The organism is Arthrobacter sp. T2-23 (assembly GCF_055398325.1).
This window is the reverse complement of record NZ_AP027917.1, coordinates 306274-332434: the sequence shown is the minus strand read 5'-3', so window position 1 is coordinate 332434 and position 26161 is coordinate 306274. Positions and strand designations below refer to the sequence as shown.

24 protein-coding genes and 1 tRNA gene are annotated in these 26161 nt (G+C 68.7%); 13 read left to right on the top strand and 12 right to left on the bottom strand.

All coding sequences use genetic code 11. From position 1 onward, the window contains the following. Positions 1-74 precede the first annotated feature (74 nt). Entirely contained in the window at positions 75-2240 is a 2166-nt protein-coding gene (locus ACZ5Z0_RS01555; protein ID WP_464109595.1) for an acyl-CoA dehydrogenase family protein, read from the bottom strand. An 89-nt stretch (positions 2241-2329) separates the two neighbouring features. After that, the gene (locus tag ACZ5Z0_RS01550) at positions 2330-3037 is read right to left on the bottom strand and encodes a TetR family transcriptional regulator (protein ID WP_464110676.1); all 708 of its coding nucleotides are present in this window, start codon (positions 3035-3037) and stop codon (positions 2330-2332) included. A 59-nt stretch (positions 3038-3096) separates the two neighbouring features. Here ACZ5Z0_RS01550 and ACZ5Z0_RS01545 point away from each other — a divergent pair, with 59 nt between their 5' ends. The 3 genes from ACZ5Z0_RS01545 to ACZ5Z0_RS01535 are packed head-to-tail and all read left to right on the top strand — an operon-like array spanning position 3097 to position 6703. After that, entirely contained in the window at positions 3097-4443 is a 1347-nt protein-coding gene (locus ACZ5Z0_RS01545; protein WP_464109594.1) for an acetyl-CoA C-acetyltransferase, read from the top strand. 8 nt (positions 4444-4451) lie between these two features. Continuing rightward, entirely contained in the window at positions 4452-5792 is a 1341-nt protein-coding gene (locus tag ACZ5Z0_RS01540) for a 3-oxoacyl-ACP reductase (protein ID WP_464109593.1), read from the top strand. Further along, on the top strand, positions 5789-6703 hold the full coding sequence (locus ACZ5Z0_RS01535; RefSeq protein ID WP_464109592.1) for a MaoC family dehydratase: 915 nt from the start codon (positions 5789-5791) through the stop codon (positions 6701-6703). Before ACZ5Z0_RS01540 ends, ACZ5Z0_RS01535 begins: the two co-directional genes overlap by 4 nt. A 99-nt stretch (positions 6704-6802) precedes the next feature. Here the strand turns inward: ACZ5Z0_RS01535 and ACZ5Z0_RS01530 are convergent, their stop codons facing one another. The 5 genes from ACZ5Z0_RS01530 to ACZ5Z0_RS01510 form a co-directional block, all read right to left on the bottom strand. After that, a complete protein-coding gene (locus tag ACZ5Z0_RS01530) occupies positions 6803-7963 on the bottom strand; it encodes an FUSC family protein (RefSeq protein ID WP_464109591.1) in 1161 nt (386 codons plus the stop codon). A 73-nt stretch (positions 7964-8036) separates the two neighbouring features. Then, a complete protein-coding gene (locus tag ACZ5Z0_RS01525; protein ID WP_464109590.1) occupies positions 8037-9194 on the bottom strand; it encodes a serine hydrolase domain-containing protein in 1158 nt (385 codons plus the stop codon). Positions 9195-9267: 73 nt separating this feature from the next. Beyond that, complete coding sequence (locus ACZ5Z0_RS01520) at positions 9268-10332, bottom strand: glutathione S-transferase family protein (RefSeq protein WP_464109589.1); 1065 nt, start codon at positions 10330-10332, stop codon at positions 9268-9270. Between the two features lie 9 nt (positions 10333-10341). Then, positions 10342-11130, bottom strand: coding sequence for a M50 family metallopeptidase (locus ACZ5Z0_RS01515; RefSeq protein ID WP_464109588.1), 789 nt, complete (start codon positions 11128-11130; stop codon positions 10342-10344). A gap of 28 nt (positions 11131-11158) precedes the next feature. Further along, complete coding sequence (locus tag ACZ5Z0_RS01510) at positions 11159-11512, bottom strand: TraR/DksA family transcriptional regulator (protein WP_464109587.1); 354 nt, start codon at positions 11510-11512, stop codon at positions 11159-11161. A gap of 167 nt (positions 11513-11679) precedes the next feature. Between ACZ5Z0_RS01510 and ACZ5Z0_RS01505 the strand changes: the two genes are divergently transcribed. From ACZ5Z0_RS01505 to ACZ5Z0_RS01495, 3 genes are all read left to right on the top strand, one after another. Further along, the gene (locus ACZ5Z0_RS01505) at positions 11680-12222 is read left to right on the top strand and encodes a hemerythrin domain-containing protein (protein WP_464109586.1); all 543 of its coding nucleotides are present in this window, start codon (positions 11680-11682) and stop codon (positions 12220-12222) included. A gap of 7 nt (positions 12223-12229) precedes the next feature. Next, entirely contained in the window at positions 12230-14431 is a 2202-nt protein-coding gene (malQ, locus tag ACZ5Z0_RS01500) for a 4-alpha-glucanotransferase (protein WP_464109585.1), read from the top strand. A 244-nt stretch (positions 14432-14675) separates the two neighbouring features. Further along, positions 14676-15308 (top strand): GNAT family N-acetyltransferase, encoded by a 633-nt coding sequence (locus tag ACZ5Z0_RS01495; RefSeq protein ID WP_464109584.1) that lies wholly within the window; start codon positions 14676-14678, stop codon positions 15306-15308. A 292-nt stretch (positions 15309-15600) separates the two neighbouring features. Here the strand turns inward: ACZ5Z0_RS01495 and ACZ5Z0_RS01490 are convergent. Further along, positions 15601-15683 (bottom strand) — tRNA-Leu (locus ACZ5Z0_RS01490). A gap of 161 nt (positions 15684-15844) precedes the next feature. Here ACZ5Z0_RS01490 and ACZ5Z0_RS01485 point away from each other — a divergent pair. Beyond that, on the top strand, positions 15845-17149 hold the full coding sequence (locus ACZ5Z0_RS01485; protein WP_464109583.1) for a M20/M25/M40 family metallo-hydrolase: 1305 nt from the start codon (positions 15845-15847) through the stop codon (positions 17147-17149). A gap of 16 nt (positions 17150-17165) precedes the next feature. Continuing rightward, positions 17166-18341 carry an acyl-CoA dehydrogenase family protein gene (locus ACZ5Z0_RS01480; protein WP_464109582.1) on the top strand — a complete coding sequence of 392 codons (1176 nt, stop codon included), beginning with the start codon at positions 17166-17168 and terminating at the stop codon, positions 18339-18341. Between the two features lie 44 nt (positions 18342-18385). Here the strand turns inward: ACZ5Z0_RS01480 and ACZ5Z0_RS01475 are convergent, their stop codons facing one another. Then, the gene (locus ACZ5Z0_RS01475; protein ID WP_138769332.1) at positions 18386-18619 is read right to left on the bottom strand and encodes a DUF5703 family protein; all 234 of its coding nucleotides are present in this window, start codon (positions 18617-18619) and stop codon (positions 18386-18388) included. A gap of 39 nt (positions 18620-18658) precedes the next feature. On the opposite strand from ACZ5Z0_RS01475, the gene ACZ5Z0_RS01470 reads away from it, so the two are divergent. Further along, complete coding sequence (locus ACZ5Z0_RS01470) at positions 18659-18925, top strand: hypothetical protein (RefSeq protein ID WP_138769331.1); 267 nt, start codon at positions 18659-18661, stop codon at positions 18923-18925. 469 nt (positions 18926-19394) lie between these two features. Here ACZ5Z0_RS01470 and ACZ5Z0_RS01465 read toward each other — a convergent pair whose 3' ends face one another. Next, positions 19395-19922, bottom strand: a complete 528-nt coding sequence (locus ACZ5Z0_RS01465; RefSeq protein WP_464109581.1) for a DUF427 domain-containing protein — start codon at positions 19920-19922, stop codon at positions 19395-19397. Between the two features lie 74 nt (positions 19923-19996). Next, the gene (locus ACZ5Z0_RS01460; protein WP_464109580.1) at positions 19997-20932 is read right to left on the bottom strand and encodes an aldo/keto reductase; all 936 of its coding nucleotides are present in this window, start codon (positions 20930-20932) and stop codon (positions 19997-19999) included. A gap of 51 nt (positions 20933-20983) precedes the next feature. Between ACZ5Z0_RS01460 and ACZ5Z0_RS01455 the strand changes: the two genes are divergently transcribed. Further along, the gene (locus ACZ5Z0_RS01455) at positions 20984-21817 is read left to right on the top strand and encodes an undecaprenyl-diphosphate phosphatase (protein WP_464109579.1); all 834 of its coding nucleotides are present in this window, start codon (positions 20984-20986) and stop codon (positions 21815-21817) included. Positions 21818-21832: 15 nt separating this feature from the next. After that, positions 21833-23128 (top strand): cysteine--1-D-myo-inosityl 2-amino-2-deoxy-alpha-D-glucopyranoside ligase, encoded by a 1296-nt coding sequence (mshC, locus tag ACZ5Z0_RS01450; protein WP_464109578.1) that lies wholly within the window; start codon positions 21833-21835, stop codon positions 23126-23128. A gap of 11 nt (positions 23129-23139) precedes the next feature. Here mshC and ACZ5Z0_RS01445 read toward each other — a convergent pair whose 3' ends face one another. Further along, positions 23140-24045, bottom strand: coding sequence for a PAC2 family protein (locus tag ACZ5Z0_RS01445; protein WP_464109577.1), 906 nt, complete (start codon positions 24043-24045; stop codon positions 23140-23142). A 120-nt stretch (positions 24046-24165) separates the two neighbouring features. Between ACZ5Z0_RS01445 and ACZ5Z0_RS01440 the strand changes: the two genes are divergently transcribed. Together ACZ5Z0_RS01440 and ACZ5Z0_RS01435 are read left to right on the top strand one after the other, a co-directional pair. Beyond that, positions 24166-24915 carry an HAD family hydrolase gene (locus ACZ5Z0_RS01440; protein WP_464109576.1) on the top strand — a complete coding sequence of 250 codons (750 nt, stop codon included), beginning with the start codon at positions 24166-24168 and terminating at the stop codon, positions 24913-24915. After that, the gene (locus tag ACZ5Z0_RS01435; RefSeq protein ID WP_464109575.1) at positions 24908-26131 is read left to right on the top strand and encodes a site-2 protease family protein; all 1224 of its coding nucleotides are present in this window, start codon (positions 24908-24910) and stop codon (positions 26129-26131) included. The genes ACZ5Z0_RS01440 and ACZ5Z0_RS01435 overlap by 8 nt, the downstream gene beginning before the upstream one ends. Positions 26132-26161 lie beyond the last annotated feature (30 nt).

Genomic DNA, 26161 nt, shown 5'->3' with positions numbered 1-26161 from the left:
GGGAGCGGACGCAGCAAACGACGACGGCGCCGCCCCCGTTCAGGGGCGGCGCCGTCGTCGTTTGCTCCGGAAGGTCAGCCCCGCCGGGACTTGCCGCCCTGGGCTGAGCTGGACTGCGGTCGGCCCTCACGGGCGGAGCGGGCCAGCAGGATCTTCTCGTCCAGCGGCGCCTGGCCACTGGCGCGCTGGACGCGGAAGAACTCCCGTGCCTCGTCCTGGCGGGTTTTCTCGGCCCCAGTGGCGATCGCGGCGCGGAGGTGCTCCGGGCCGTAGCCGAAGGCGTCCACCAGGTCCAGCGCATGCGGACGGATCTTCACGAGCAGCCGGTTGATGTACTCGCCCACGGTGCGGGCGCGCTGCATCGAGAGCCGGCCGTTCATCAGGTACCAGGACAGGTTCTTCTCGATCAGCGACAGCCCGAACAGGTCCCGCAGCCATGTCAGGACCGCCTTGGTGCCGGGGTCGGTGACGTCGCCCAGGGCCTCGGTGAAGGCCTCCCACTGCAGCAGCTCGGCGTGTGCCAGGGCGGCTTCGATGAGTTCGTTCTGGTGGCTGTTGAACAGCGCAGCCGCCTGCTGCTGCGGGAGCTTGTTCGCGCCCTTGAGGGCCGCGCCGACCTCGGCGACCATGGCCTGGACGCGCTCGGTCAGCAGGGCACGCTGGCCGGCCTCGTCCTTGATCGCGCTGGCGGCCTTCTGGACCGAGCCGGAGTCCGCCACGAACTGGGCGACTCCGCGCAGTCCGGTGCGGTGGATGGCTGCGCCGGTGGCCTGTCCCACGACGTAGCGGGCCAGCACGCCGAAGTCCACGTTGCGGAACTCCTTGGCGTAGTCGGCCAGCAGCCGCTTCGCCACGAGCTGCAGCAGCACGGTGTTGTCGCCTTCGAACGTGGCATAGACATCAAGGTCGGCCCGCAGCGAGGCGAAGCGGTTCTCGATCAGGAAGCCGGCGCCGCCGCAGGCCTCGCGGCACTCCTGCAGGGTGTCGAGGGCGTGCCAGGTGCTCAACGGCTTGAGCGCGGCAGCCAGCGTTTCGAGGTCCTGGCGGTCTTCGTCGGTGTCGTTCCGGCCGGAGAACACGTCGTCGAACTTCTGCAACAGCTGTTCGCTGGCGAAGCTCGCGGCGTAAGTGGTGGCGAGACGGGTGAACAGCCGGCGCTGGTGCCGCTGGTAGTCCAGCAGCACCTCTTCGTCCGTGGGGGAGGATGCGTTGAACTGGCGTCGTTCGGAGGCGTACTGGATGGCGGTCTTGAGGGCCAACTTGGACGCGGTCACGGCGGCGCCGTCGAGCGAGACCCGGCCCTGGACGAGGGTGCCCAGCATGGTGAAGAAGCGGCGGCCCGGGCTGGCGATCGGTGACGTGTAGGTTCCGTCGGCGTCGACGTTGCCGTAGCGGTTGAGCAGGTTCGTCCGCGGGATCCGGACCTGCGTGAAGTGCAGCCGGCCGTTGTCGATACCGTTCAGGCCGCCCTTGACGCCGTCGTCCTCGCCTCCGATGCCGGGCAGGAACTCCTTGGTCTCAGGGTCGCGCAGGTCCATGTAGAAGGCGTGCACGCCGTGGTTCACGCCGTTGGTGATCAACTGCGCGAAGACGACGGCGGCGAGGCCGTCAATGGCGGCGTTGCCGATGTAGTCCTTCCAGGCGGCGCGGAAGGGCGTGTGCACCACAAACTCCTCCGTGGCCGGGTCGTAGGTGGCGGTGGTCGCGATGCTGGCGACGTCCGAGCCGTGGCCGGTCTCGGTCATGGCGAAGCAGCCGGGAATGTCCAGGCTCATGATGCCGGGCAGCCACTTCCCGTGGTGCTCCTCGGTGCCGAGGTGGTTCACGGCCGAGCCGAAGAGTCCCCACTGCACGCCTGCCTTGATTTGCAGCGAGGGGTCGGCGATGACGAGTTCCTGGAAGCCGGCAACGTTGGCGCCGTGTTCGTCCGAACCGCCGACAGCCACGGGGAAGGCGCGGTGCACCGCCCCGCTGTCCACGAGGATCTTGAGCTGCCCGAACGTGCGCTTGCGGTGTTCGGTGTGGGTGAGGCCCTCGGTCTTGTAGAGTTCCGGCCGTCCGGCCAGCTCCCTGGCCTGCCGGCGGACTGCGGCCCATTTGCCCAGCAGCTGTTCGCCGAGGGCGGCGACGTCGACGGCGGGGGACCCTGCCGCGGGTGCGGCCGGAGGGGCCGCGGGGGTTCTGGGCGCCGGGGTGGCGGCGGTGGTGTGGCCCGCGGAGCGGTCGGCTAGTTCAGTCATGTCGATTCCTTCGTTGGCACTGACATTGCGGTTCTGGCAGTTGGTGGTGGTCTGGTGCTGGGCGGTGCGAGTCGGGGGCCGGCGTCCCGTTATGCGGCCGGCGGGTCTTGGAGTTCGGGTGCGATGCCGAAGCAAAGCCAGTCGGTGATCTGTCGGGCCATGGCCTCCTGGCCCGGCTTGGCGGGGGAGTCGGGGCTGGCGAGCCACTGCTCGCCGGCGTTGCGGACCAGCCCGATCGCGGCGTTGGGCCAGTAGCCGATCACGGCTTCTTTGCCGGGGACGGCGCGCAGTTGGTTCCGCATGGGCAGCGCGATCATCTCGCTGATCGCGGCGAAGAAGTGGCCCAGGGCGCCGGCCGTGCTGATTGAGCCGTTGTGGCCCTCTGCGTCGCCGGGCGCGTAGCGGGTCACAAACGTGTACACGTTCGGGCTGGTTTCAGCCATCTGCAGGTAGGCGGAGACCATCGCGAAGAGCCCCTCGCGCGGGGTCTGCGCGCTCTGCGCGGCTTCCTGGATCCGCCGCTGCATCTGGTTCAGGACCACTTCGCCGACGGCGTGCTGCAGGCCCGCCTTGTCGCCGAAGTAGCGGTAGAACACGGATTTGGAAGTCCCAGCCGCAGCGGCGATGTCCTCCATCGACGCCTCGCTGCCAAGTGCGTGCACGGCCTTTCGCGCGGATTTGATCAGCTCGCGGCGGCGCTCCTCGCGGTGGGACTGCCAGCGGGAGGCGCGCCCGTCGACGGCTGCGCTGGCGGCAGGACCCGACCCGGCGGGATCTGACTGGAGGATGTTCACGATACCCAGCGTATCAGGTACGCTGGGTATCAGAAACCCGCTTTGATCAAAGGAGACAGCACATGCCTGACAACGGAACGCCCGAAACCGGGCCGAAGGACACCGCCGCGCCGAAGCTCCGCAAGGCCGTTGTGGTCGGCGGCAACCGCATCCCGTTCGCACGGACCGGCGGCGCCTACACGAAGTCCTCCAACCAGGACATGCTGACTGCGGCCCTGGACGGGCTGATCGCCCGGTTCGGCCTGCAGGATGAGCGGATTGGCGAGGTGGCCGCCGGGGCCGTGCTCAAACACTCCCGCGACTTCAACCTCACCCGCGAGGCCGTCCTCGGCTCTGCGCTCTCCGCCGAAACCCCCGCCTATGACCTGCAGCAGGCCTGCGCCACCGGCCTGGAGACTGTCCTGGGCCTGGCGAACAAAATCAAACTGGGCCAGATCGACTCCGCCATTGCCGGCGGCGTCGACTCCGCCTCCGACGCCCCGATTGCGGTCAGCGAAGGCCTGCGAGAGGTCCTGCTGGACCTCAGCCGCGCCAAGACCCTGCCGCAGCGGCTCCAGGTGCTGAGCCGCCTCCGGCCCAAGGACCTTGCCCCGGACGCCCCCAACACCGGCGAACCGCGGACCGGGCTCTCCATGGGTGAACACCAGGCGCTCACCACGGCGCAGTGGAAGATCACCCGCGAGGCCCAGGACGAGCTGGCCTACAACAGCCACCGCAACCTTGCCGCCGCTTACGACGCCGGCTTCTTCGATGAGCTGCTGACCCCGTACCGCGGGCTCAGCAAGGACTCCAACCTGCGCCCCGACACGACGCTGGAGAAGCTCGCAAGCCTCAAGCCGGTCTTCGGAAAGAACCTCGGGGCCGAGGCGACCATGACGGCCGGGAACTCCACCCCGCTCACCGACGGCGCCTCCACCGTGCTGCTTGCCTCCGAGGAATGGGCCGACGCCCACGATCTGCCCAAGCTGGCCACCGTGCTCGACGGCGAGGCCGCCGCCGTCGACTTTGTCCACGGCAAGGACGGCCTCCTGATGGCCCCGGCCTTCGCCGTGCCGCGCCTGCTGGCCCGCAACGGCCTCACCTTCGCGGACATCGATTTCTTCGAGATCCACGAGGCTTTCGCCGGCACCGTGCTGAGCACCCTGGCCGCGTGGGAGGACGAGGACTTCTGCCGCACCCGGCTGGGCCTGGACGGCGCCCTCGGCAGCGTCGACCGCGCCAAGCTCAATGTCAACGGCTCCTCGCTCGCCGCGGGCCACCCGTTCGCCGCGACCGGCGGCCGGATCGTCGCCTCGCTTGCGAAGATGCTGCACGCCAAGGGCCAGGTCGACGGCCGTCCCGCGCGCGGGCTCATCTCCATCTGCGCCGCCGGCGGCCAGGGCGTCGTCGCAATTCTCGAAGCACACTAGGGGGACCAATGACCGACAAGTACACCCAATTCGTCAGCAGGGGCTTCGGCAAGGACCTTGCCAAGAAGCTCGGGCTGCCGCAGCCCGCGGTGCTTCGGCGCCACCAACCCGGCGATCCGCTGGTCCAGGGCCCCGTCCTGGTCCAGGGATCCGGCAGCGGCGCGGACGAGCTCGCCGCCACGCTCTTGTCCTGGGACCTCGACGTCCGCCGCCACGCCGTGCCGCGCGAAAAACTCGGTGCGATCATCCTCGTCCTGGATGCGGCCGCCCGGCCCGAGGACCTGGAGAAGCCGGTGCTCGCCGCTGCAGCCTCCCTCCGGGATCTTGCGAGCAATGCACGCGTCGTCACCGTCTCCCGCGACGCCGCCGAGGCCGCTGACCCGGCCGCCGCGGCGGCCCGGCAGGGCATCGACGGCCTGCTGCGCTCCCTGGCCAAGGAACTGCGCGCCGGCGCCACCGGCAACGGCATCGTGCTGGCCGACGGCGCCCGGACCACCAGCCCCAGCGCCCTCGGCGCCCTCCGGTTCTTCCTCTCCGGCCGCTCCGCGTTCGTGGACGGGCAGTTCCTCACCGTCACCTCGGACGCGGGGCAACTGCCGGCCGACGCCGAGAAGCCGCTGGCGGGAAAGGTCGCGGTGGCGACCGGGGCCGCCCGGGGGATTGGTGCGGCCATCGCCCGCACGCTGTACCGCGACGGCGCCACGATTATTGCGGTCGACATTCCGGCCGCAGGAGACCACCTGGCGGGGGTTGCCAACGAGGTACACGGGACCGCCCTGCAGCTCGACATCAGCCGCGAGGACGCCGGGCAGCGGATCATCGACCACGCGGTGGAGCGCCACGGCCGGCTGGACATCGTCATCCACAACGCCGGCATCACCCGGGACAAGCTGCTCGCCAACATGGACCAGGGCCGCTGGAATTCGGTGATCGCCGTAAACATTGCGGCCCAGCTGCGGATCAACGAGGCACTGCTGGCCTCGGAGCACTTCCGGAACTCGCCGCGAATCGTCTCCGTCGCCTCCACCAGCGGCATTGCCGGAAACCGCGGGCAGACCAACTACGCCGCATCCAAGGCCGGCGTGATGGGCATGGTCCGTGCCACGGCGCCGCTGCTCGCGCCGCACGGCGGCTCGATCAACGCCGTCGCCCCCGGCTTCATCGAAACCGAGATGACCGCAAAAATCCCGTTCGCCACCCGCGAGGTGGCCCGCCGGCTCAACTCGCTGCAGCAGGGCGGCCGGCCCGGGGACGTGGCGGAGGCCATCGCTTTCCTGGCCAGCGACGCCGCCGGCGGGATCTCCGGTGAGGTGCTGCGCGTCTGCGGACAGAACCTGGTGGGCGCATGACCGGTTTGCAGCCCGTCATACTGGGCGAGATGCCATCCCTCTCCAAGCTCTACGTCAACGCCGCTGCCACCGCGGCACGGCGAAGGGTGCTCGGCACGCACTCGGGCTCACAGCTGCCCGCGAGCAGCCACGAGGTCCACGGCGTCAAAGCGGGCGTCGAGAACCTCACCGCCTACCAGCACCTGATCGGCGAAACCGCCAGCGACGTGCTGCCCGCGGGATTCATCCACGCCCTGGCGTTCCCGCTGTCCATGTCCGTGATGAACCGGGATGACTTTCCGCTGCCTCTGCTCGGGATGATCCACCTCACGAACAACGTGGTCCAGAGCGCTCCGGTGCTCTTCACCGAGGCGCTGGACATCCGGGCCTGGGCGGAAAACCTGCGCGGGCACCGGGCCGGGACCCAGCTGGACCTGGTGGCCGAGGTGCGCGGGGCGGGAGAGGACTTCGTCCGCTGGCGCGGCGTGTCCACTTACCTGGCGAAGGGCGTGTTCCTCCCGGGCATCGACAAGCCCACCGCGGCCGCCGTGCCGGAGGAATTCCGGGTGCCGAACCCCACGGCACTGTGGCAGCTTGGGGTGGATACCGGCCGGGCGTACGCCTCGGTTTCCGGCGACTTCAACCCCATCCACCTCAGCGTCCTCAGCGCCAAGGCCCTCGGCCTGCGCCGCTCCATCGCCCATGGCATGTACCTCGCCTCCCGGGCCCTGGCCGACGTCGGCGCCGCGAAGGGTGACGCCTTCAGCTGGGACGTGGCGTTCGAGGCGCCCGTGTTCCTGCCGGCCCGGGTCGCGCTGGACATCAGCACCGTGCAGCCCGAGGACGGCGCATGGCAGCGTTCCGACTACGTGGCCTGGAACCCGCGCTCGGGCCGGAAACACTTCAGCGGATCCGTTGCCTCACTGAAGTAACACCGCCACGGCGTACACAAACGGCGGCCGCCCCGGGAATTCCGGTGGCGGCCGCCGTCGTCGTGTGCAGGGTGTTGGTGCAGGGGAGCAGGCGGCCGACTAGCTGGAGCCTGCGGGGGAGGCATCCGCTGCCTGCTTGCCGCCGCCGGATTTCACGACGCGCAGCATCCGGTGCAGGCTCAGCAGGATCGACTCGACGGCGTTCGGCGCCCCGGGTGAGTTGTCCTCGCTGGCGATGCGGGCGGTGAGCTCCTTGACGGAGGCGTCGGCCTCCTCGATGAGCTGGGCCTGCCGCTGCGCATCCTCCTCTTCGGTGGCGCGCAGCACATCGCCCACGAGGGTCATGGCCTCCGCGAGAGGGGCGGCCTGTCCGTCGGGGATCACGAAAGGGTGGTCCGTCGCCCAGATGACATCCGAGAGCACCTGCGTCACGTCCTGGATGTGAAAGGTCAGCCGTTCCAGGTCACGCAGGCTCCGGTAATCCTCGTCCACGTCCCGCGGATGCAGCCGGCGCCGCGGATTGGCTTGCCGGCTCGCGTCGGCCTTCTGCACGGCGGCGCGCACCGAACGGGCGTGGGTCGCCAGCGACTCCGAGCGGCGCGACCAGTCCTCGTGCTCCGGCGGCCATTTCTCCTGCAGCGCCTTGCCCATATCCCAGAGCTGCTGGGCCAGCGCCAGCCGCAGCTCGGCCAGGCTGAGTGCCGCCGCCTTGAAATGCAACGGCGGGAAGACGAGTAGATTCACCAGGATGCCGACGCTGACGCCGACGCCCATCTGGACCAGGTAGCCGAAAGAGAACTTGTCGGGGTTGTGGCCGCCGACCAGCAGCACCAGCAGGGCCGCCGTTGGGATCCAGTCGCTGCCCGAGCCGATCCGGGGCAGGCCGGCGAGGATCACGCCGAGCCCCATCACGATGGCGACGGTCAGCGGCGACGGGCTCCCGAGGCTGAACAGCATAAAGGCAAGCCCGATGCCGATGGCCAGGCCGACGAGCGTCTGAACGCCCTGGCGCATGGAACCCGAGACGTTTTCGTACATGGCGACGAGGGCGCCCAACGGTGCGTAATAGGGATAGTCCGCAGCGGAGCCGGGCATAAACGGTGCGATGAAGAACGCGAGGCCCGCCGCGATGGCCGCTTTGGTGGCCAGCTTCAGGCGCGGCCACAGCAAGGCGGCGGTGATGCTCCCGGCCACGGTTCGCCCCAGCCTGCGGACGCGCGAGGGGTGGCCGCCGGCGTCGTGTTCGTTTGTAGTTGCCATCCCGGCTCACCCTAGGCGCGCGGCGCTGCTGCGACAACTGGACGAACCCCGTGGCGGGGACTCAGGGATGGCCTCAGGAGGCTGCGCAGGCCTGCCGTACCGCGGCGGAGAGGCGTTGCGCCCTACCGTTGGTGCGGCCTTCCTCACTGCGCCGGGGAACGTAGCCGAAACCTATTCCGTAGCAGGGATCGGCGAATCCCAGGGCGGCATTGGCACCCTCATGGCCGAAGGCGAGGTGGCTGCCGAAATCGCGGCCCGGCTGTGGCTTCATGAAGACCACGGCGAAGGCGTTGTCCTGTCCTGAGGAGCGGTCAAGGCCCCACACCTGTTCCTCGGCCATCAGGCAGACGGTCCGGGGTGTCAGGAACCCGGGACGGCCCTCGACGCCGGTGGTGGCCGCGGCGTAGAGCCGCGCCAGTCCTTCGGCGGAGCCCACCCCGCCGGCACTGCTCATGCCGCCGGCGCGGATTACGCGGTGGTTGGGCAGCTCCATGATGGTGCTGACCGCTGCGTTGCTGTTCAGTCCCGCGTAGCCGAGCGGATCCAGCCAGGCGGCGGCCGGGTCCTCGGTGTAGAGCACCTCGCGGTAGCGCGATTCCTCCTCCGGAGGCAGGCCTAGGAAGAAGTCGATCCCGAAGGGGCGGCGGACGCGTTCGTCGTAGAGGTCCTGGAGGGAAATCCCGGCGACCCGGCGGCAGAGCTCCTCCATCAGGATGCCGATGGTCAGCGCGTGGTACCCGAAGGCGTTTCCCGGGCGCCACAAGGGGAGGGCGGCGGCCAGGGCCCGCGCCGCTTTCGGCGTCGGGAAGTCCTCGAGGGCGAAGCCGCCCGCGATGCCCGGCAGGCCCGCCTGGTGGGAGAGGGCCTGCCGAACGGTCAGCCGGTCCTTGCCGTGCTCGCCGAACTCCGGCCAGTAGGACACGACGGTGGCGTCCAGGTCGAGCAGGCCGTCCTGGACCAACAGCCCGATGACGAGCCCAGCGGCGCCCTTGGAACACGAGTAAGTGCCGGTGATGTCGTCCGGGCAAAGTCCTGGGCCGCCGGCGAGGTTCAGGACCTTCGTGCCGGCCCGGTACACCGCCAGCTGCGCACTGTATTCCGGATCCTGCGCAAGGAACGAGTCGAAGAGTTCGCGTACGGCCCGGAACTCCGGGGCGGCGGTTCCGACGGACCGGGGCGGGGCTGGTGCTGCGACCGACGACGTGGGACGGGGCCCGGTGGAGAGATCCATGGCCCCACCCTAGCGCCGCCTGGACTGCCGCGCCGGACACCCTGCCGGAAGGCCGGGCGGGGCCGGCCGGGGCTTAGCCTGCGCCGTGCCCGGGGGTGACCTCTTCGCCGGCGCGGACCGGCCCGGGGGGCGTGCCGTCGCCGAAGGGGCGTCCGCCGAGGGCTTCACGGCCGTGTTCCGAGAGCCAGTTGCCCAGTTCCGGCCCCTTGGGGACGATTCCGGTGGGGTTGATGTCCTCGTGGACGATGTAATAGTGCTGTTTGATCTGCACGAAGTCCGTCGTGTCGCCGAAACCGGGCGTCTGGAAGAGGTCCCGTGCGTAAGCCCACAGTGCCGGCATTTCGCTGAGCTTCTGGCGGTTGCACTTGAAGTGCCCGTGGTAGACGGCGTCGAAACGGGCCAAGGTGGTGAATAGCCGCACGTCGGCCTCGGTGATCGTGTCGCCCACCAGGTACCGCTGTCCGGTGAGGCGCTGCTCAAGCCAGTCGAGTGCCGTCCAGAGCCGGTCGTAGGCGGCGTCGTACGCCTCCTGGGAGCCTGCGAAGCCGCAGCGGTAGACGCCGTTGTTGACCTCCGTGAAGACGCGTTTGTTGACGGCGTCGATCTCCTCGCGAAGGGCCTCCGGATGAAGGTCCGGGGCACCCTGGCGGTGGAACTCGGTCCACTCGGTGGAGAAGTCGAGGGTGATCTGGGGGAAGTTGTTGGTCACGACGGCGCCGCTGGGCACGTCAACGATGGCCGGCACCGTGATGCCCCGGGGGTAGTCCGGGAACCGGCGGAAGTAGGCCTCCTGGATGCGTTCAATGCCCAAGACGGGGTCCTTGCCGCCGGGATCGAGGTCGAAGGTCCAGGAGCGGGCGTCGTGGGTGGGTCCGGGCTGGCCGAGCGAGATTACGTCCTCGAGGCCGAGGAGCCGCCGGACAATCACGGTCCGGTTGGCCCAGGGGCAGGCGCGCGCGGCGACCAGCCGGTACCGGCCGGCTTCGACGGGCCATCCGGGTTCCCCGTTCGCCCCGGGGGAGCCGTCGCGGGTGATCCGGTCTTCGATGTAGTTGGTGTCACGGTTGAATTCCGCACCGCCGGTGACGTAGGCGCCCCGGGTACTGAAGGCCGGGTCGTCGGTGTGTGTCGTGTTCATGGTCCCAGCCTAAGCCGGGAAAGGACCCGTGCCCTGCCGGAGTGTGGCGAACACCTGCACCATCGGCTGCCAGGCGAACCACCAGGAGGCGGCCACCACGGCGGCGAAGAGAACGATCCAGACCGCTGCGGGGACGCGTGTTGCGCGGGACAGCAGGTACGCGTCCGACGTCGAGAGACGGTTCCGGTGCCTCGAATGCACCGCTGCCAGTTTGCCCAGGTCACGGACGGCAGCCACGAGCAGCGCGATGCCCAGGCCGATCATCACGTGCCCGATGAATTCGGCCGGGACGAACAGGACAAGGAGCGCCGCGGCGAGGACTGCAGCCGCCGTGATCAGCACCCCGATGCCGTTGCGCAGGAAGAGGAAGGAAACCAGCAGCAGGAGGGTGCCCACCGACATGGCCGCGGGCCCCCAGCCGTTGAAGCCGGACCACACCATGGCGGCGCCAACGACGGCCGGCACCGGGTAGCCCCAGAACGTCGACCAGACCGCGGCGAGCGGGCGCCGGCTGTAGCTCGTGGTGGTGCCGGAGTGGTCCAGGCTCAGCCTGATACCGCCAAGCCGCTGCCCGGTCATCAGGGCGGCGAAGGCATGGCCGAGCTCATGGGTCACGGTGGCGAGCAGGCCGAAGTACCGCCAACTCACGCGCGGCAGGGACAGTGTGACGGCGACCGCGATGATCAGCAGCAGCTCGGTGCCGGTCACCACCGGCGCGGGGGAGTGGCTGAAGCCGCCGAGGATCCGCTGCCACCACGTCCCGGCGAGGTCGTTGGCAGCGAGGGTTGTTGCGTCCATGCTCATGGGGAGTCTTACGCCTTCCCTGTTAGGCGCGCCCGGCGCTGTGCCGGATGCAGTAGGGCGTCCACGGCCTGGCTTCCAACCGGCCCTCGGCGATGGGGCCGCCGCAGACTTCGCAGATCCCGTAACTGCCGGCGTCGATGCGGGCCAGGGCTGCCTCGATCTGGGCGAGCCCCGCCCTGCTCTGTTCGAGCAACGCGGAGGCCTGGGAGAGTTCGAAGGCGATCGTCGCGCCCTCCGGATCGTGTTCGTCGTCGACGTTGGAGTCCTGCCGGGCGGCGTTCACTGAGGTGATGTCCTTGCGGAGGGCGGGTAGCAGGGCTAGCTTCCGCTCGCGCTCCTCGGTGAGGAGGACCCTGAACCGTTCGACGTCAACCATAGGATGTAAGGCTAGCGCGGCTGGCTGCCCGGCGACGAAACGGGGGCGGGCGGAGGCTGTGGCCGGATACTTGCCCGGGGCGAAAGGCCTGTTCCCGGGAACCCTACCGGCCGTACAGTTGGACCAGATCCAGCCGGAACAACGTTCCGCCCAGCAAGGGAGAAGCCATGGACACGCCGGTTCCCAAGAACTCAGGGGACGAAGCCCGGGCGCTCGCGGCCGTGGAGACCCACCATGCGGGGATGCTCAAACGACTCCACGCCTTAGTCGCCGCCCTCACCCAGGCGGTGAAAGCGCACGACACGTTGACGGAGCACGACGCCCACGAGGTGCTGGTCGAGTGGTGCGAGACCGAACTCGTCCCGCACGCGCTCGCCGAGGAGGGGCCGCTGTACAGCGGAGCCGGGGACACACCGGAGGGACGGCTGCTGGTGGCGGCCATGCTCGCCGAACACCAGGTAATCGTCGGGCTGGTCGAACGGCTCCGGGCCGCGCAGGGGGTCGACGCCGCCGTCGCCGCGGGCGCAATCGGCGAGGTGTTCGCCCTGCACCTGGACAAGGAGAACCGGCTCTTGATGCCCTTCATCGTGGAGTCGTCCGGGCTCAACCTGGCCGACTCCGTCGCCGGGCTGCACGAACTGGTGGGAGAGACCCACGTCCAGGCCACCCAGCACAGCACCGAGCCGCCGGCTCACCCGGTCAACGGCTGACGCACCCATGACGGACAGCACAGAGCCACACGGCGGGCACCCGGACCCGGCGCACGACACCGAGGCCCTCTTACGCGAACTGGCCGCGGCCCACGGGGTGGGCACCTCCTATTGGGGCTGGGACGGCGTGGAACGCCCCGTCGCCAGCAGCACCCTGCGCCGTGTCCTCACCGCCCTGGGCATCGCCGCCGACAGCCCGGCGCAGTTGCGGGCTGCACTGGCCGACGCGGACGTGGCTCCCTGGCGCCGGCTCCTGCCGCCCATCGTGGTGGCACGCGAGGGTGCTGCGGCGGCTTTAGAGGTCCACGTGCCGCACGGCAGCCACGTCAGCGTATGGGTTGTCACGGAGGACGGCACGCGGCACGAGGCAGCGCAACTGGAGAACTGGGAGGCGCCCCGCGAGGTCGATGGTGTGCTCACCGGGCGGGCGAGCTTTAGTACTCCGGACGGCCTGCCGCTGGGCTGGCACACCGTCTGGGCCGACGCCGCCGGCACCCGTTCGGAGTGTCCCCTGGTGGTGACCCCGCAGCGGCTGCGTACCACCGAGGCGCTGGCAGGGCGCCGCAGCTGGGGACTCACGGCCCAGCTCTACTCGGTGCGCTCCTCGCGTTCCTGGGGGATTGGCGACTTCGCCGATCTGGCCGACCTTGCCGCTGTGGCCGGCACCGAGGGAGCGGGATTCGTCCTGGTCAACCCACTGCACGCCGCGGAGCCCCGTCCGCCGGTGGAGGACTCGCCGTACCTGCCCACCACCCGGCGCTTCTTCAACCCGCTGTACATCCGGGTGGAGGAGATACCGGAGTACGCCTATCTGGACCCCCGGTCCCTGGCGGAGACGGAGCGGCTGGCCTCGCACCTGCAGCTCGCCAACCGGGAGGCGGGGCTGCTGGACCGCAACGCCAGTTATGAAGCCAAGCTCGCCGCGCTCGAGTTGGTGTTCCGCGTCCGCCGGGGCCCGGCCCGCTCGCGGCAGTTCAGCGATTTCTGCCGTGACCAGGGGCAGGGGCTCGACGACTTCGCCCTGTGGTCGGCCCTCGCGGAGTCCCTTGGCCCGTCGGCCCACGACTGGGACGACGCCGCATCCGCCCCGGACACCGGGTACGCCACGGCCCAACGGACGGCGCTCGCGGACCGGATCGATTTCCACCGCTGGCTGCAATGGATCTGCGACCAGCAACTGGAGTCGGCACAGGACGCGGCCAGGCGGTCCGGCATGGATATCGGGATCGTGCACGATCTGGCGGTCGGTGTGAAGCTCGGTGGCGCCGACGCGTGGGCGCTCTCCGGCGCCCTCGCACAGGGTGTGACGGTGGGCGCGCCGCCGGACATGTTCAACCAGCAGGGCCAAAACTGGACCCAGCCGCCGTGGCATCCGGCGAGGCTGGCGGAATCCGGTTACGCCGCCTACCGAGACATGCTGCGGACCGTGCTGCGCCACGCCGGCGGGATCCGGGTGGACCACGTGCTGGGCCTGTTCCGGCTCTGGTGGATCCCAGAGGGTGCCGGGCCAGGCGAGGGCACTTATGTGTACTACGACCATGAAGCCCTGATCGGGATTCTCGCCCTGGAGGCCCAGCGTGCGGGGGCCGTCGTGATCGGCGAGGACCTGGGCGTCTTCGAACCCTGGGTGCGGGACTACCTCGCCGAACGGGGAATCTTTGGCACCTCCATCCTGTGGTTCGAACGCGACGACGCCGGACCGCTGGCGCCTGAACGCTACCGGCAGGAGTGCCTCACGAGCGTCAACACCCACGATCTGCCACCCACCGCCGGCTACCTGGCCGGCGCTCATGTCACGCTGCGGGAGTCGCTCGGGCTGCTGCGGCGTCCGGTCGCGGAGGAACGGGCCGCCGACGCGGCAGAGCAGGAAGAGGTCCTGGCCCTCGTGCGGGAGCGCGGACTGCTACCGGACCGGGAGCCTGCGGCAGGGGTGCAGGCCACCGTCGAGGCCCTGTACGCATTCACCGCCCTTACGCCGTCGTCGTTGCTGGGCGTGGCGCTGGTCGATGCCGTCGGGGAGACCCGTACGCAGAACCAGCCGGGCACCAGCACGGAGTATCCCAACTGGTGCATTCCGCTCGCCGGACCGGACGGCGTCGTCCTCATCGAAGAGCTACCGGAGAATGCCAGGTTCCGTTCCCTTCTGAGCAGGGTACAGCAAGCCCTCCGGCCGGGCACGCGGACGAGGCCCGGGCTGTCGGACGCGTAGTAGGCCGCAGAGACGGCCACGGCAATGTCGAGGGCTGCGCGGCGCTACGTGCCTTAGCGGGGTGCCGCGATTTCCGCGCAGGTTCCGGACGGTGCACCTTGGACCCGGGGATGCCTCCCGCCAGCGTGTCGTTGCGAGGTGGGGCACCGGGGTGATAATTTCACTTGCCGCCTGAAATTCGCGGACAAATATGCCCCTCGTTTCCCCCCTCCCGGACGCATTACCGCGCACCAGAAAGGCCGCAATGGCGCTGCTCCTTCCCGACACCCTGCCGACCCTTCAGACGGTCTCCGGCAGGTTCGTCCTGGCACCCTTTACAGCTCTCGACGTCGAGCCGCTGGCGCGCCTTCTGGCCCGCGATGAAATCTGGTCCCAGGGATTTAGCGACAGCGAGGCCAGGCCCGTCGGCGAGGCCGAACTGACGGCGTTTGCGGACCGCCGTTTCGCCGGACTGCAGGTTTTTTCCGTGTACCAGAAGCTGCCTCTGGGACAGTCCCGGTTCGTCGGGACCACTGGCATCACGGAGCACGAGGACGCCACCGAACGCGTAAAGATCGGCCGGACCGTGCTGGACCCGGACCTTTGGGGCGCTAAGGTCAACCACGAGGTCAAGATCACGCTGCTCGACTGGCTGTTCTCCTGCGGGGCCGGACGGATCGAATGCGACGTGGACGCCCGCAACCAGCGGTCGCTGGCCTCGCTGGTCCGGTTCGGCTTCACGGCCGAGGGCACCCGCCGCCGATCCTCCCGGAACGTCGACGGACTCTGGCGTGACTTCGTCATCCTGTCGCTGCTGACCGAGGAGTGGCCGGAACTGCGTCCCCGTGCGCTGGCCTCCCTGGCGGGACAGAAGCCCGCCGGGCTGCTCGCCGTCTAGGGGCGGGCATCGCTTCCGAGAGACTGACCCTCGTGAACACTCTCGACGCCTATACCGGGGCACTGTGGATAGAGGTTGAAAGGGCGTGGCCGGAGCTCCCGTGGGAGGAAGCCGCCCTCGGGCACGGCGCTTTCCATCACCTAATCCGGGGGCCTCTGGAGGCGGTTCGGCCAGGGGCGACGGCCCAGCCGGCGGCCCCTAAGAGTGGCGGCAGACCGGAAGCCGGATCGGGTGGGCGCAGGACACAAAAAAGCCCCGGAATCCATGAAGGATTCCAGGGCATTTCCTGTTGTGCGCGGAGGGGGACTTGAACCCCCACCCCCTTTCGAGGACTAGCACCTCAAGCTAGCGCGTCTGCCATTCCGCCACCCGCGCAGGTGGTATTTCCGGGAAGAATTTCGCCTTTCAGCGTTTTGCTTTTCTCGGAAGCAGCGAGAAAGACTCTACACGAAGATTCCGGAAACAAATAATCGGGGTCTGCCGGGGCGGTGTGGGTAGGCTGAAGCCAGCACTGAGCCACTGCCACGAGGAGCGATATGACTGACATTCGGCCCGAAGACGAGGTTGTCCGGATCTGCCAGGAACTGATCCGGATCGACACCTCCAACTACGGTGACGGTTCCGGACCGGGGGAGCGCGCAGCCGCCGAATACACCGCGGGACTGATCACGGAGGTCGGGCTGGACGCCGAGATCTTCGAATCCGCACCCGGCCGCGCCAGCGTGGTGACCCGGCTGGCGGGCGAGGATCCTTCTGCCAGCGCGCTCGTGGTCCACGGCCACCTCGACGTCGTCCCCGCGCTGCGGGAGCAGTGGTCCGTGGACCCCTTTGGTGCGGAACTCAAGGACGGTCTGATCTGGGGCCGCGGCGCCGTGGACATGAAGGACATGGACGCAATGATCCTTTCCGTGTTGCGGGATTTCGCCCGGACCGGCCGGAAGCCCAAGCGCGACCTGATCTTCGCGTTCTTCGCGGATGAGGAGGCCGGCGGCACGTACGGTGCCGGCTACGCCGTCGAACACCGGCCCGAACTCTTTGAGGGCGCAACCGAGGCGATCTCCGAAGTGGGCGGCTTCTCGGCCACCATCGGCGGACAGCGCACCTATCTGCTGCAGACCGCGGAGAAGGGTTTGTCCTGGCTGCGGCTGGTGGCTCACGGCCGCGCCGGCCACGGCTCCCAGATCAACATGGACAATGCCGTCACCCGGCTAGCCAGCGCCGTCTCACGGATCGGGGAGTACCGCTGGCCGGTGGAGCTGACCCCCACCACCCGGCAGTTCCTGGACGGCGTGACGGAACTCACCGGCGTCGAGTTCGATCCGGACGATCCGGACAAGATCCTCAAGGAACTCGGCACCGTGGCCCGGTTTGTCGGCGCCACCCTGCAGAACACCACCAACCCCACCCTGCTCCAGGGCGGGTACAAGCACAACGTCATCCCGGAATCCGCAGAGGCCCTCGTGGACTGCCGGACGCTGCCCGGCCAGCAGGAACAGGTCCTCGAGATCGTCCGCGAACTTGCCGGCACCGGAGTGGATGTCAGCTACGTCCATCAGGACGTCTCGCTCGAAGTTCCGTTCGCCGGGAACCTCGTGGACTCCATGATCGACGCGCTGCACTCCGAGGACCCCGGCGCGAAGGTCCTCCCGTACACGCTCTCGGGCGGCACTGACAACAAGGCCCTGAGCCGGCTCGGCATCACCGGCTACGGATTTGCGCCGCTCATGCTCCCGGACGACCTCGACTTCACCGGCATGTTCCACGGAGTGGACGAGCGGGTTCCGGCCGACTCGCTCAAGTTCGGCTCCCGCGTGCTGAACACCCTCCTGAGCAACTACTGAGCGGAACGCACCGAGAATGGCACCTACAGGCACGACGCCCGAAGACATCCTGCCCGAGGCTCTGCTGGAGCGGATCCGCGCCCGCGCGGCCGGGTACGACCGGGACAACGCCTTCTTCACGGAGGACCTCCGCGAGCTTGCGGACGCCGGCTACCTGAAGATCTTCGTCCCGGCGTCCGACGGCGGCCTGGGCCTGGGGCTCGCCGGGGCGGCGCAGCTGCAGCGGAGGCTGGCCGCCGCCGCACCGGCCACCGCCCTGGCGATCAACATGCACCTGGTGTGGACCGGCGTCGCCCATGTCCTGGCGGCCCGGGGCGATTCCTCGCTGGACTTCGTCCTGAAGGATGCCGCGGAGGGCGAGATCTTTGCCTTCGGCAACTCCGAGGCGGGGAACGACTCCGTGCTCTTCGACTCGAGGACAGAGGCGACGCCGCTGCCGGACGGAAGCTACGGCTTTACCGGGCGGAAGATCTTCACCAGCCTCTCGCCGGCGTGGACCCGGCTGGGCATCTTCGGCAAGGACGCCGCGGGGAGGGACGGCGAGGGCGAACTGGTGCATGGCTTCATTGATCGGGAGACCCCCGGCTACCAGATCCTGTCCGACTGGGACACGCTGGGCATGCGGGCCAGCCAGTCCAACACCACGGTCCTCGAAGGCGCCGTGGTTCCGCCCGAGCGGATCTTCCGGAAGCTCCCCGTTGGACCCAACGCGGACCCGCTGATCTTCGCCATTTTCGCCTGCTTCGAGACGCTGCTGGCCGCGGTCTACACGGGGATCGGGGAGCGCGCACTGCAGTTGGGCGTCGAAGCCGTCAAGCGCCGCACCTCGTTCAAAAACGGCGGCCGCAGCTACGCCCAAGACCCGGACATCCGCTGGAAGGTCGCGGACGCGGCCATGGCCATGGACGCGCTCTACCCGCAGCTTGCGAGCGTGGCGGCCGACGTCGACGCCCTCACTGATCACGGCGGGCAGTGGTTCCCGAAACTCGTCGGGGTGAAGGTGCGGGCCACCGAAACGGCACGCACCGTCGTCGACCTTGCGATCAGGGTTTCCGGCGGCTCGAGCTACTTCCGCGGTTCCGAGCTGGAGCGCCTCTACCGGGACGTCCTGGCGGGGATGTTCCACCCCTCCGACGACGAATCGGCGCACAATACGGTAGCTAACGCATGGCTGGGCCCGCTGGAGGGTTAGCCGCCGGGCATGGCTCCGGGGTCCAGGGCGGTCCGCTGGGCTTTTTATACGGTCCGCTGGACTTGGATGACCTTGCGCCGCAACCAGAAGCGGCGTCCGCCGCCGACGTACAGGACGCTGCGCTCGAGCTCCCACTTGCCGTACTCGGAGTGGGCCGCAAGGAGGCGTCGCGCCTCCGGCAGGGAATCCTCAGGGCTGACCGTCAGCACGAGGTACTCGTACTGACGCGCATAGTCCCGCTCCCGACGGACCGAGCTGCTCAGAAAATGTTCCTTCATTGCTCTCCATTTTCGTCTTTTTCGGGCTAACGTGAAGTCATGAGCATCGATCCGCGTGTCGCGCTTCAGGCCCTTACCTCCGCCCTTGAGGAGCACTTGGCTGCTGCAGCGGCGCGGCGGGGAGACGGGGACCCCGCGGTCGAGGCGGCCTTCTTCGCCGTTGCCGATGCCTTTGAAGTCTACGACGACTCCCTCTACGAAGCGTATGGCGAAGTGACACCCCTTGAGGTCATTGACGAGGAAGATGACGACGAGGAAAACGAAGACGTCGACGACGAGGAAGACCTCGAACTCATCCAGGATTAGGGCCGCCCGTGGTTTGGGACCGAACCCACTCCACTTCGTCGGCCAGTAAGTCGTGACCCTTTCCGACGGGGTTGTGTGTCCCAGCTCGTGGGCCGCGGCGGTATCCAAGGTCATGGACGTCCGCCACGGATGGCCCCCCCCCGGTCGGCCCTGGCGGGCACCAGCTCTATCCCTCCATTCCAGCCAAGTCGCGCGGCAATGGCCTGTGGGAGTATCTTCCGTAATCGGCGCCTCGAATTCCGGCGGCTCGTCGCCGTTGACGTGCCTGCCCACCGCGTCGGTGTAGACCGCCCGGCTTGATACCAGGACCGGGCAGGAGACCGAGGCCATCAGCGGAACCACGGCCCTGACATCCGCGGCCGAATAGGCAACGAGGTTGACCAGCCTACGTCGTGACTACCGTCCACCGCACTCCAACGTTTACGGCGGGCGACGATGCGGTCCGCACTGGTCGCCAGCTGGGAGTCAGTCACCACGCGGCCGTGCCGGGGCCGCCCTTGAACGGACCTACGATCTGCGAGGTTATCCACCCGCCGTAGAAGTCGCCCTCCTGCGAGGTCACCTGCTCGCCGTCGACCGTGCAGGAGTCCATCTGAGCCGGGTAGAGGGCCACCCGGCTACTGAGCGCCTCGAAGCCCCGGGTGGGTTCCGGGTAGGCCCACCCGGCGCGGGGAGCAACGACGCCACCGCCAACGACGTCGAAGTAGTGCGCCTCGCCCTTGAACTCGCAGAAGCTGGTGCCCTGGACCGGGACGAGTACACCGGCAGCGAATGCGTCCATTGGCAGGTAGTAGACAGGGGGATGACTCGTCTCCAGGACGCGAACGGCATCCGTCGTGTCCACAATTACCTGCCCGCCGAGCCGCACCACCACGCGTTCGGATCGCGGCTCGACCCGTGGCGGGCGCGGGTAGTCCCACACCGATTCTTGCCCCGCCAAGGGTTTGATGGGCTGGGGACGCCGGAAGAAACCCGAAATACCGTGTGTTGGAGTCATGTCCCCATGGTGACACGTTCGGCTGGGATAAGACCCTGAATGCCGGCGGAGCCAGCCCGCCTCCCGCCCGCGGCCTAGACTCCGCCGGAGACGTCCTCCAGGGCCACGGCAATCTCCGGCGGCAGCGGCGCCAGCGAGGCGTCCAGGATCTCCTTGAGCTGGACAGCCGTCCGGGGTCCCACTACCGCGGTCGCCACCCCATGCTGTGACAGCAACCAGCTGAGGGACACGTCCAGTGCGGTCCGGCCGAGTCCCTTGGCAGCCATCGCGACCGCCTCGACAACGCTGGAGGCGCTCCCTTCAAGGTACGGCTCCACGTACCCTGCCAGCTTCTGGTGCGCGGCGCGGGAGTCGGCCGGAATGTGGCCACGGTACTTGCCGGTCAGAACGCCGCGCCCCAGCGGGCCCCAAGCCATCAGGCCGAGCCCGGCGTCCTCGATGGCGGGAATCAACTCGGCTTCGGGCTTGCGCTGCAGGAGCGAGTACTCGGACTGGCAGGCGACCAGGGGGAAGCCCGCGACGGCGGCGGCCTTCGCGGTCTGCCAGCCATTGAAATTGGAGACACCGGCGTAGCGTGCCCGGCCGGACCGGACGGCGAATTCCAGGGCTGAGAGGGTTTCCTCCAGCGGAACGTTAGGATCCCAGGCCTGGGCCAACCAGAGGTCCACATAGTCGGTGCCGAGCCTGGCCAGGCTCGCGTCAAGGCCGGACAGCATTTCGTTGCGGGAGGTGTCGACGCTGTGCCGGCCGCCCGACGTCGTCAGCCCTGCTTTGGTGGAGATCACCACTTCTGAGCGAGCGACCACGTCGCCCAGCATGCTGCCGAGGAGTGCCTCGGCGCGGCCGCCGGCGTAGGACGCGGCGGTGTCAATCAGCGTTCCGCCCCCGTCGACGAAGGTGCGGAGCAGGGCGGAGGCATCCTGCTCATCGGTCTCACCGGCCCACGACATGGTGCCAAGGGAAAGGGACGAGACACGCAACCCACTGTTGCCGACATAACGCTGCTGCATGCCTGCAAGCTTACGATGCTCCGGAACGTTCATAACGTAGGGTCTATAAACGTGAACTGGTTAGAAGCAGCCTTTCTGGGCCTTGTGCAGGGACTGACAGAATTCCTCCCGATTTCCTCGAGCGCGCACCTACGGATCGTGGGGGCGTTCCTGCCGGACGCGGCCGACCCCGGGGCGGCCTTCACCGCCATCACCCAGCTGGGCACCGAGACCGCGGTGATCGTCTATTTCTGGCGCGACATCGTGCGGATCGTGAAGGCCTGGTTCGGCTCGCTCACCGGCAGGGTGTCCCGGCAGAACCCGGACGCCCGGATGGGCTGGCTCGTGATCCTGGGCAGCCTCCCGATCATCTTCCTGGGCCTGCTTTTCCAGGACCAGATCGAATCCGTCCTGCGCAGCCTGTGGATCGTCGCCACCACGCTGATCGTCTTCGGCATGATCCTGGCCGTCGCGGACGCCGTGGGCCGCCAGGAACGTGACCTGACCAAACTCACCTACAAGCACGGCATCTACTACGGCCTCGCCCAGGCGATGGCCCTGATTCCCGGGGTCTCGCGCTCCGGCGGAACCATCACCGCCGGACTGCTGATGGGCTACACCCGCGAAGCTGCGGCCCGCTACTCCTTCCTGCTGGCAATCCCGGCGGTCTTTGGCAGCGGCCTCTACCAGCTGTACAAGGTGGTCACGAAGGAAGGGATCACCGGACCGTACGGCCTGCCCGAAACCGGCCTCGCCACCGTGATCGCCTTCGTGGTGGGCTACGTCATCATCGGGTGGTTCCTCAAATACGTTTCCACCCGCAGTTACCGTCTCTTCGTCTGGTACCGGATCGGCCTGGGGCTCGCGCTGTACGTGCTGCTCGGTTTCAATGTCATCACCGCCTAGCACTAGGCTTGGTCTGTGAAATCCTGGACCTCCCGCCCTGTTCCCCAGCTCCCGGGCCGCATGCCCGCGCTGCGACTCTTTGACACCGCCAAGGGCGGACTCGTCACCCTCGACGCGACGGGCCAGCAGTCCATGTACGTGTGTGGCATCACGCCGTACGACGCCACCCACATGGGCCACGCCGCCAGCTACGTTGCCTTCGACCTGCTCAACCGCGCTTGGCGGGACGGCCGCCAGCAGGTCGCCTACGTCCAGAACGTCACCGACGTCGACGATCCGCTGTTGGAGCGTGCGACGGCGACCGGCGTGGACTGGCGTGAACTCGCCGCCAGCCAGATCGAACTGTTCCAGACCGACATGGAAGCCCTGAATGTGCTGGCCCCGGACAACTATGTGGGCGCCGTCGAAGCCATTCCGCTGATCGTCCCGGCCATCGAATCCCTCGTCCGCCGCGGACTGGCCTACCGGGTCGCCGGCGCCGCGGGCGAGCCCGACGGCGACGTCTACTACGACGTCGAAGCGGCCGGGAAGCACTCCGCCGAGGCCCGCGACGCCTGGACGCTGGGCTCCATCTCGGGCCTGGGCGACGCCGAAATGCTGGAACTCTTCGCCGAACGCGGCGGCGACCCCGGCCGCGCCGGGAAACGCCAGGCTCTGGACCCGCTGCTGTGGCGGGTCGCCCGGGAGGGCGAACCCAACTGGCCCGGCGGCGAACTGGGGGAGGGGCGGCCCGGCTGGCACATTGAGTGCACCGTCATCGCCCAGAAGTACCTGCCCGCGCCCTTCACGGTGCAGGGCGGCGGATCCGACCTCATCTTCCCGCACCACGAAATGGGGGCGGGCCACGCCTACTCCCTGAGCGGGGTCCCGCTGGCCAAGCACTTTGCGCACGCCGGCATGGTGGGCCTGGACGGTGAAAAGATGAGCAAGTCCAAGGGCAACCTTGTGCTCGTGTCCAAGCTGCGGGCCGCCGGCGAGGATCCCGGCGCCATCCGGCTCGCAATCCTGGCGCACCACTACCGCAGCGACTGGTACTGGACCGAGAACGGCTTCGCCGAGGCCAAGGACCGGCTGCGCAACTGGCGCGCCGCCGTGGCCCTGGCTCCGGCAGGTTCCGCCGGCCCGCTCATCGAAGAACTGCGGGCCGCGCTCTCGGACGACCTGGACGCCCCTCGCGCCCTCGCCGCAGTGGATGCCTGGGCCGCAGTCGCCTTGGCAACCCGTCCGGTAACCGAAGCCGACGCCGGATCGGCCGCTGACGCGGCGCTGGTGTCCGACGCCGTCAACGCCCTGCTCGGCGTCGAACTCTAAAGCGTCAGACCCTAGGGTTTGTCCTTGCCGCGCCGCTTGAGGTAGCGCTCAAACTCCCGCGCGATCGACTCGCCGCTGGCCTCGGGCAGGTCCGCCGTGTCCTTGGCCTCTTCCAGCTGGCGCACGTAGGCCGCGATCTCCGGGTCCTCGGTGGCGAGTTCGTCGACGCCGCGCTCCCAGGCGTCGGCGTCCTCGACCAGCTCCTGGGTGTCCAACGGGACCTGCAGCAGTTCCTCGATCCGGTGCAGCAGGGCCAGCTGCGCCTTCGGCGAGGGCGCCTGTGCCACGTAGTGCGGCACGGCAGCCCAGAGTGACACCGTGGGCAGCCCGGCCAGCAGGGCCACCTCGGCGAGCACCCCCACGATCCCCACGGGACCCTCGTACTGTGAGGCTTCCAGATCCATCCGCTCCCGCAACGCGGCATCGTCCGTGGAGGCGCTGACCGGGATGGGCCGGCTGTGCGGCACATCCGCCAGCAGGGCGCCGACCAGGATGACGTAGTCCACCTTCAGCGCCTCGGCGTGCACCAGCAGTTCGGCCGTGTAGGCACGCCACTTGTACGAGGGCTCGGTGCCCTGGACGAAAATAACGTCCACGTTGGAACCCGGGACACTGGCTTTGAAGATCCGGGTGGACGGCCACTTGATCTTGCGTTCGCCGGAAGCGGTGCGCCGGATCGTCGGCCGGGTGAACTGGAAATCGTAGTACTCGTCGGCGTCAATCGAGCCGACTTTCTTGCCGCCCCAAAGCTTGTTCAGGTAGCGCAGGGCATCGCTCGCGGCTTCGCCGGCGTCGTTCCATCCCTCGAACGCCGCGAGCATCACCGTGATGCGCTGGCCCTCAGGTACGGGCTGCAGCAGCCGCTCCGGCTCGGGCGTGAGGCCCGTTTCGGTGGTGTCTGGCTCGAAGCTATTCATGTGTTCACCCTACGTCCAACTTGCGGGGGAGCGCAGGCAGGCGGGCACCGCAAGTCCCCTGAAATTCGCCGACGGCGTAGCGCGGGCAAGGCGCCGGGGCCGCACCGTAGACTGGAGGGCATGCGATCTCCAGCCTCCCAGCCCCTGCTCAAAGCCGCGTTATGGGACATGGACGGCACGATCGTGGACACCGAACCTTACTGGATCGAGGCTGAGCACGCCCTGGTCGCGGCCCACGGCGGAGAGTGGTCGCACGAGAAGGCAATGCAGCTCGTTGGACAGTCGCTGGCGTTCTCGGCCGGCATCCTGCAGGAAGCCGGCGTGGAACTCGAAGAGCGCGAAATCATAGACACCCTCACCGGGCACGTCGTCAGCCTGGTCCGGGAGTCGGTCCCGTGGCGGCCCGGGGCTCGAGAGTTGCTCGACGAACTGCACACGGCCGGCGTCCGCTGCGCCCTCGTGACCATGTCCGAGGCGCCCCTGGCCCGCGAGATCATTGCCAGCCTGCCCAAACCGTATTTTGAATTCCTCGTCACCGGAGACACCGTCACGCAGGGCAAGCCGCACCCCGAGGCCTACCTGAAGGCCGTTGAACTCCTGCAGCAGCACGACCCCGAACTGGACCACCGGCACTGTGTCGCGCTCGAAGACTCGGCGCCCGGAGTTGCCGCGGCCGTGGCTTCCGGGGTGGTCACGGTGGCTATTCCGCACATCGTCCCGCTGCCCGACGACCCGCGTCGCGCAACCTGGGACACCCTCGCGGGGCGCACCGTCGCGGACCTTGAGGAGCTCGTCACGCTGCGGCACGCAGACGCCGGGTCCTGGAACCTCGAACGGGAACGCGCGGGCAGCGGAGGCCGGCTTGACTGAGCCGTCGTCGCCGAAAGCGCAGGGTGACGCCGACGGGCGGCCATATTCCCTGCGCGGCGGAATCCCGCTCGGCCGGATCGCTGGGATCCCCGTGGTGCTGGCCTATTCGTGGTTCGCTATCGCGGCCTTCACCGTGATCGCCTATGGGCCGGTACTCGCGCACAACGACCCGCGCCTCGGTGCCACGGCCTACCTGGTGGCCTTAGCCTACTCAGTGCTGCTGTTGATCTCGGTCCTGGTCCACGAACTGGCCCACGCCCTGACCGCCCGGCTGTACCGCTGGCCCACCCGGAAAATTGTCCTTAACCTTTGGGGCGGCCACACCCAGTTCGAAGACTTCACCGCCTCACCGGGCCGGTCCGTGCTGGTGGCCATGGCCGGCCCCGCCGCCAACCTGGTCCTCGCGGCCGGCGGCTGGCTGCTGATCTCCGGCGGCCAGCTCACCGGCGTCGCGGATACCCTGGCGAACATCTTTGTCTGGGCCAACCTGCTGATCGGCGTCTTCAATGTGCTGCCCGGCCTGCCGCTGGACGGCGGCCGGCTGGTGGAATCCGCGGTCTGGAAGGCCACCGGCAGCCATGAAAAAGGCACCATCGCGGCCGGCTGGGCCGGCAGGATCATCGTGATCGCCCTCGCCGTCTGGTTCGTGGCGCTGCCGCTGCTCAGCGGCAACCGCCCGGACACCTCGCTGATGCTGATCACCGTCCTGGTGGGCAGCTTCCTCTGGCTCGGCGCCACCGCCTCGATCCAGCAGGCCCGCTACCGGAGCCGGCTGCACCTGGTCGACGCCGCCGCCCTCGCCGAACCGGCGCTCGGACTGCCGGAGACCGCTACCGTGGCGGACGTGCTGCGGCACTCACCGGCCGGGGTCCCCGCCGTCGTACTTTACGGTCCGGACGCACGGCCCGCCGCCGTCGTCGACGAAACTGCCGCCGCCGACGTTCCAGCCGCGCTGGCCGGCACGACCCCGGCAACCGCCGTTGCCTACCCGCTCACCGCGGGCGCGTACGTGAAGGAAACCGACCGGGGCGCCGAACTGCTGGCGTACCTGGCCCAGCTCGAGGGCTCCGACTACGCGGTGGTCAACGACGGCGGCTCGGTTACGGGGCTGCTGCGGCAGCTGACCGTGCTCAATGCCCTGACCGGAAAGCAGCAGCGCGGCAGTGCGGGCACCCCCGCCGGGGGCGAGGGCCGGAATCGGGACCGGAACCGGTAGAGTTACCTGCCGGTCGTGAATTTTCCGGCC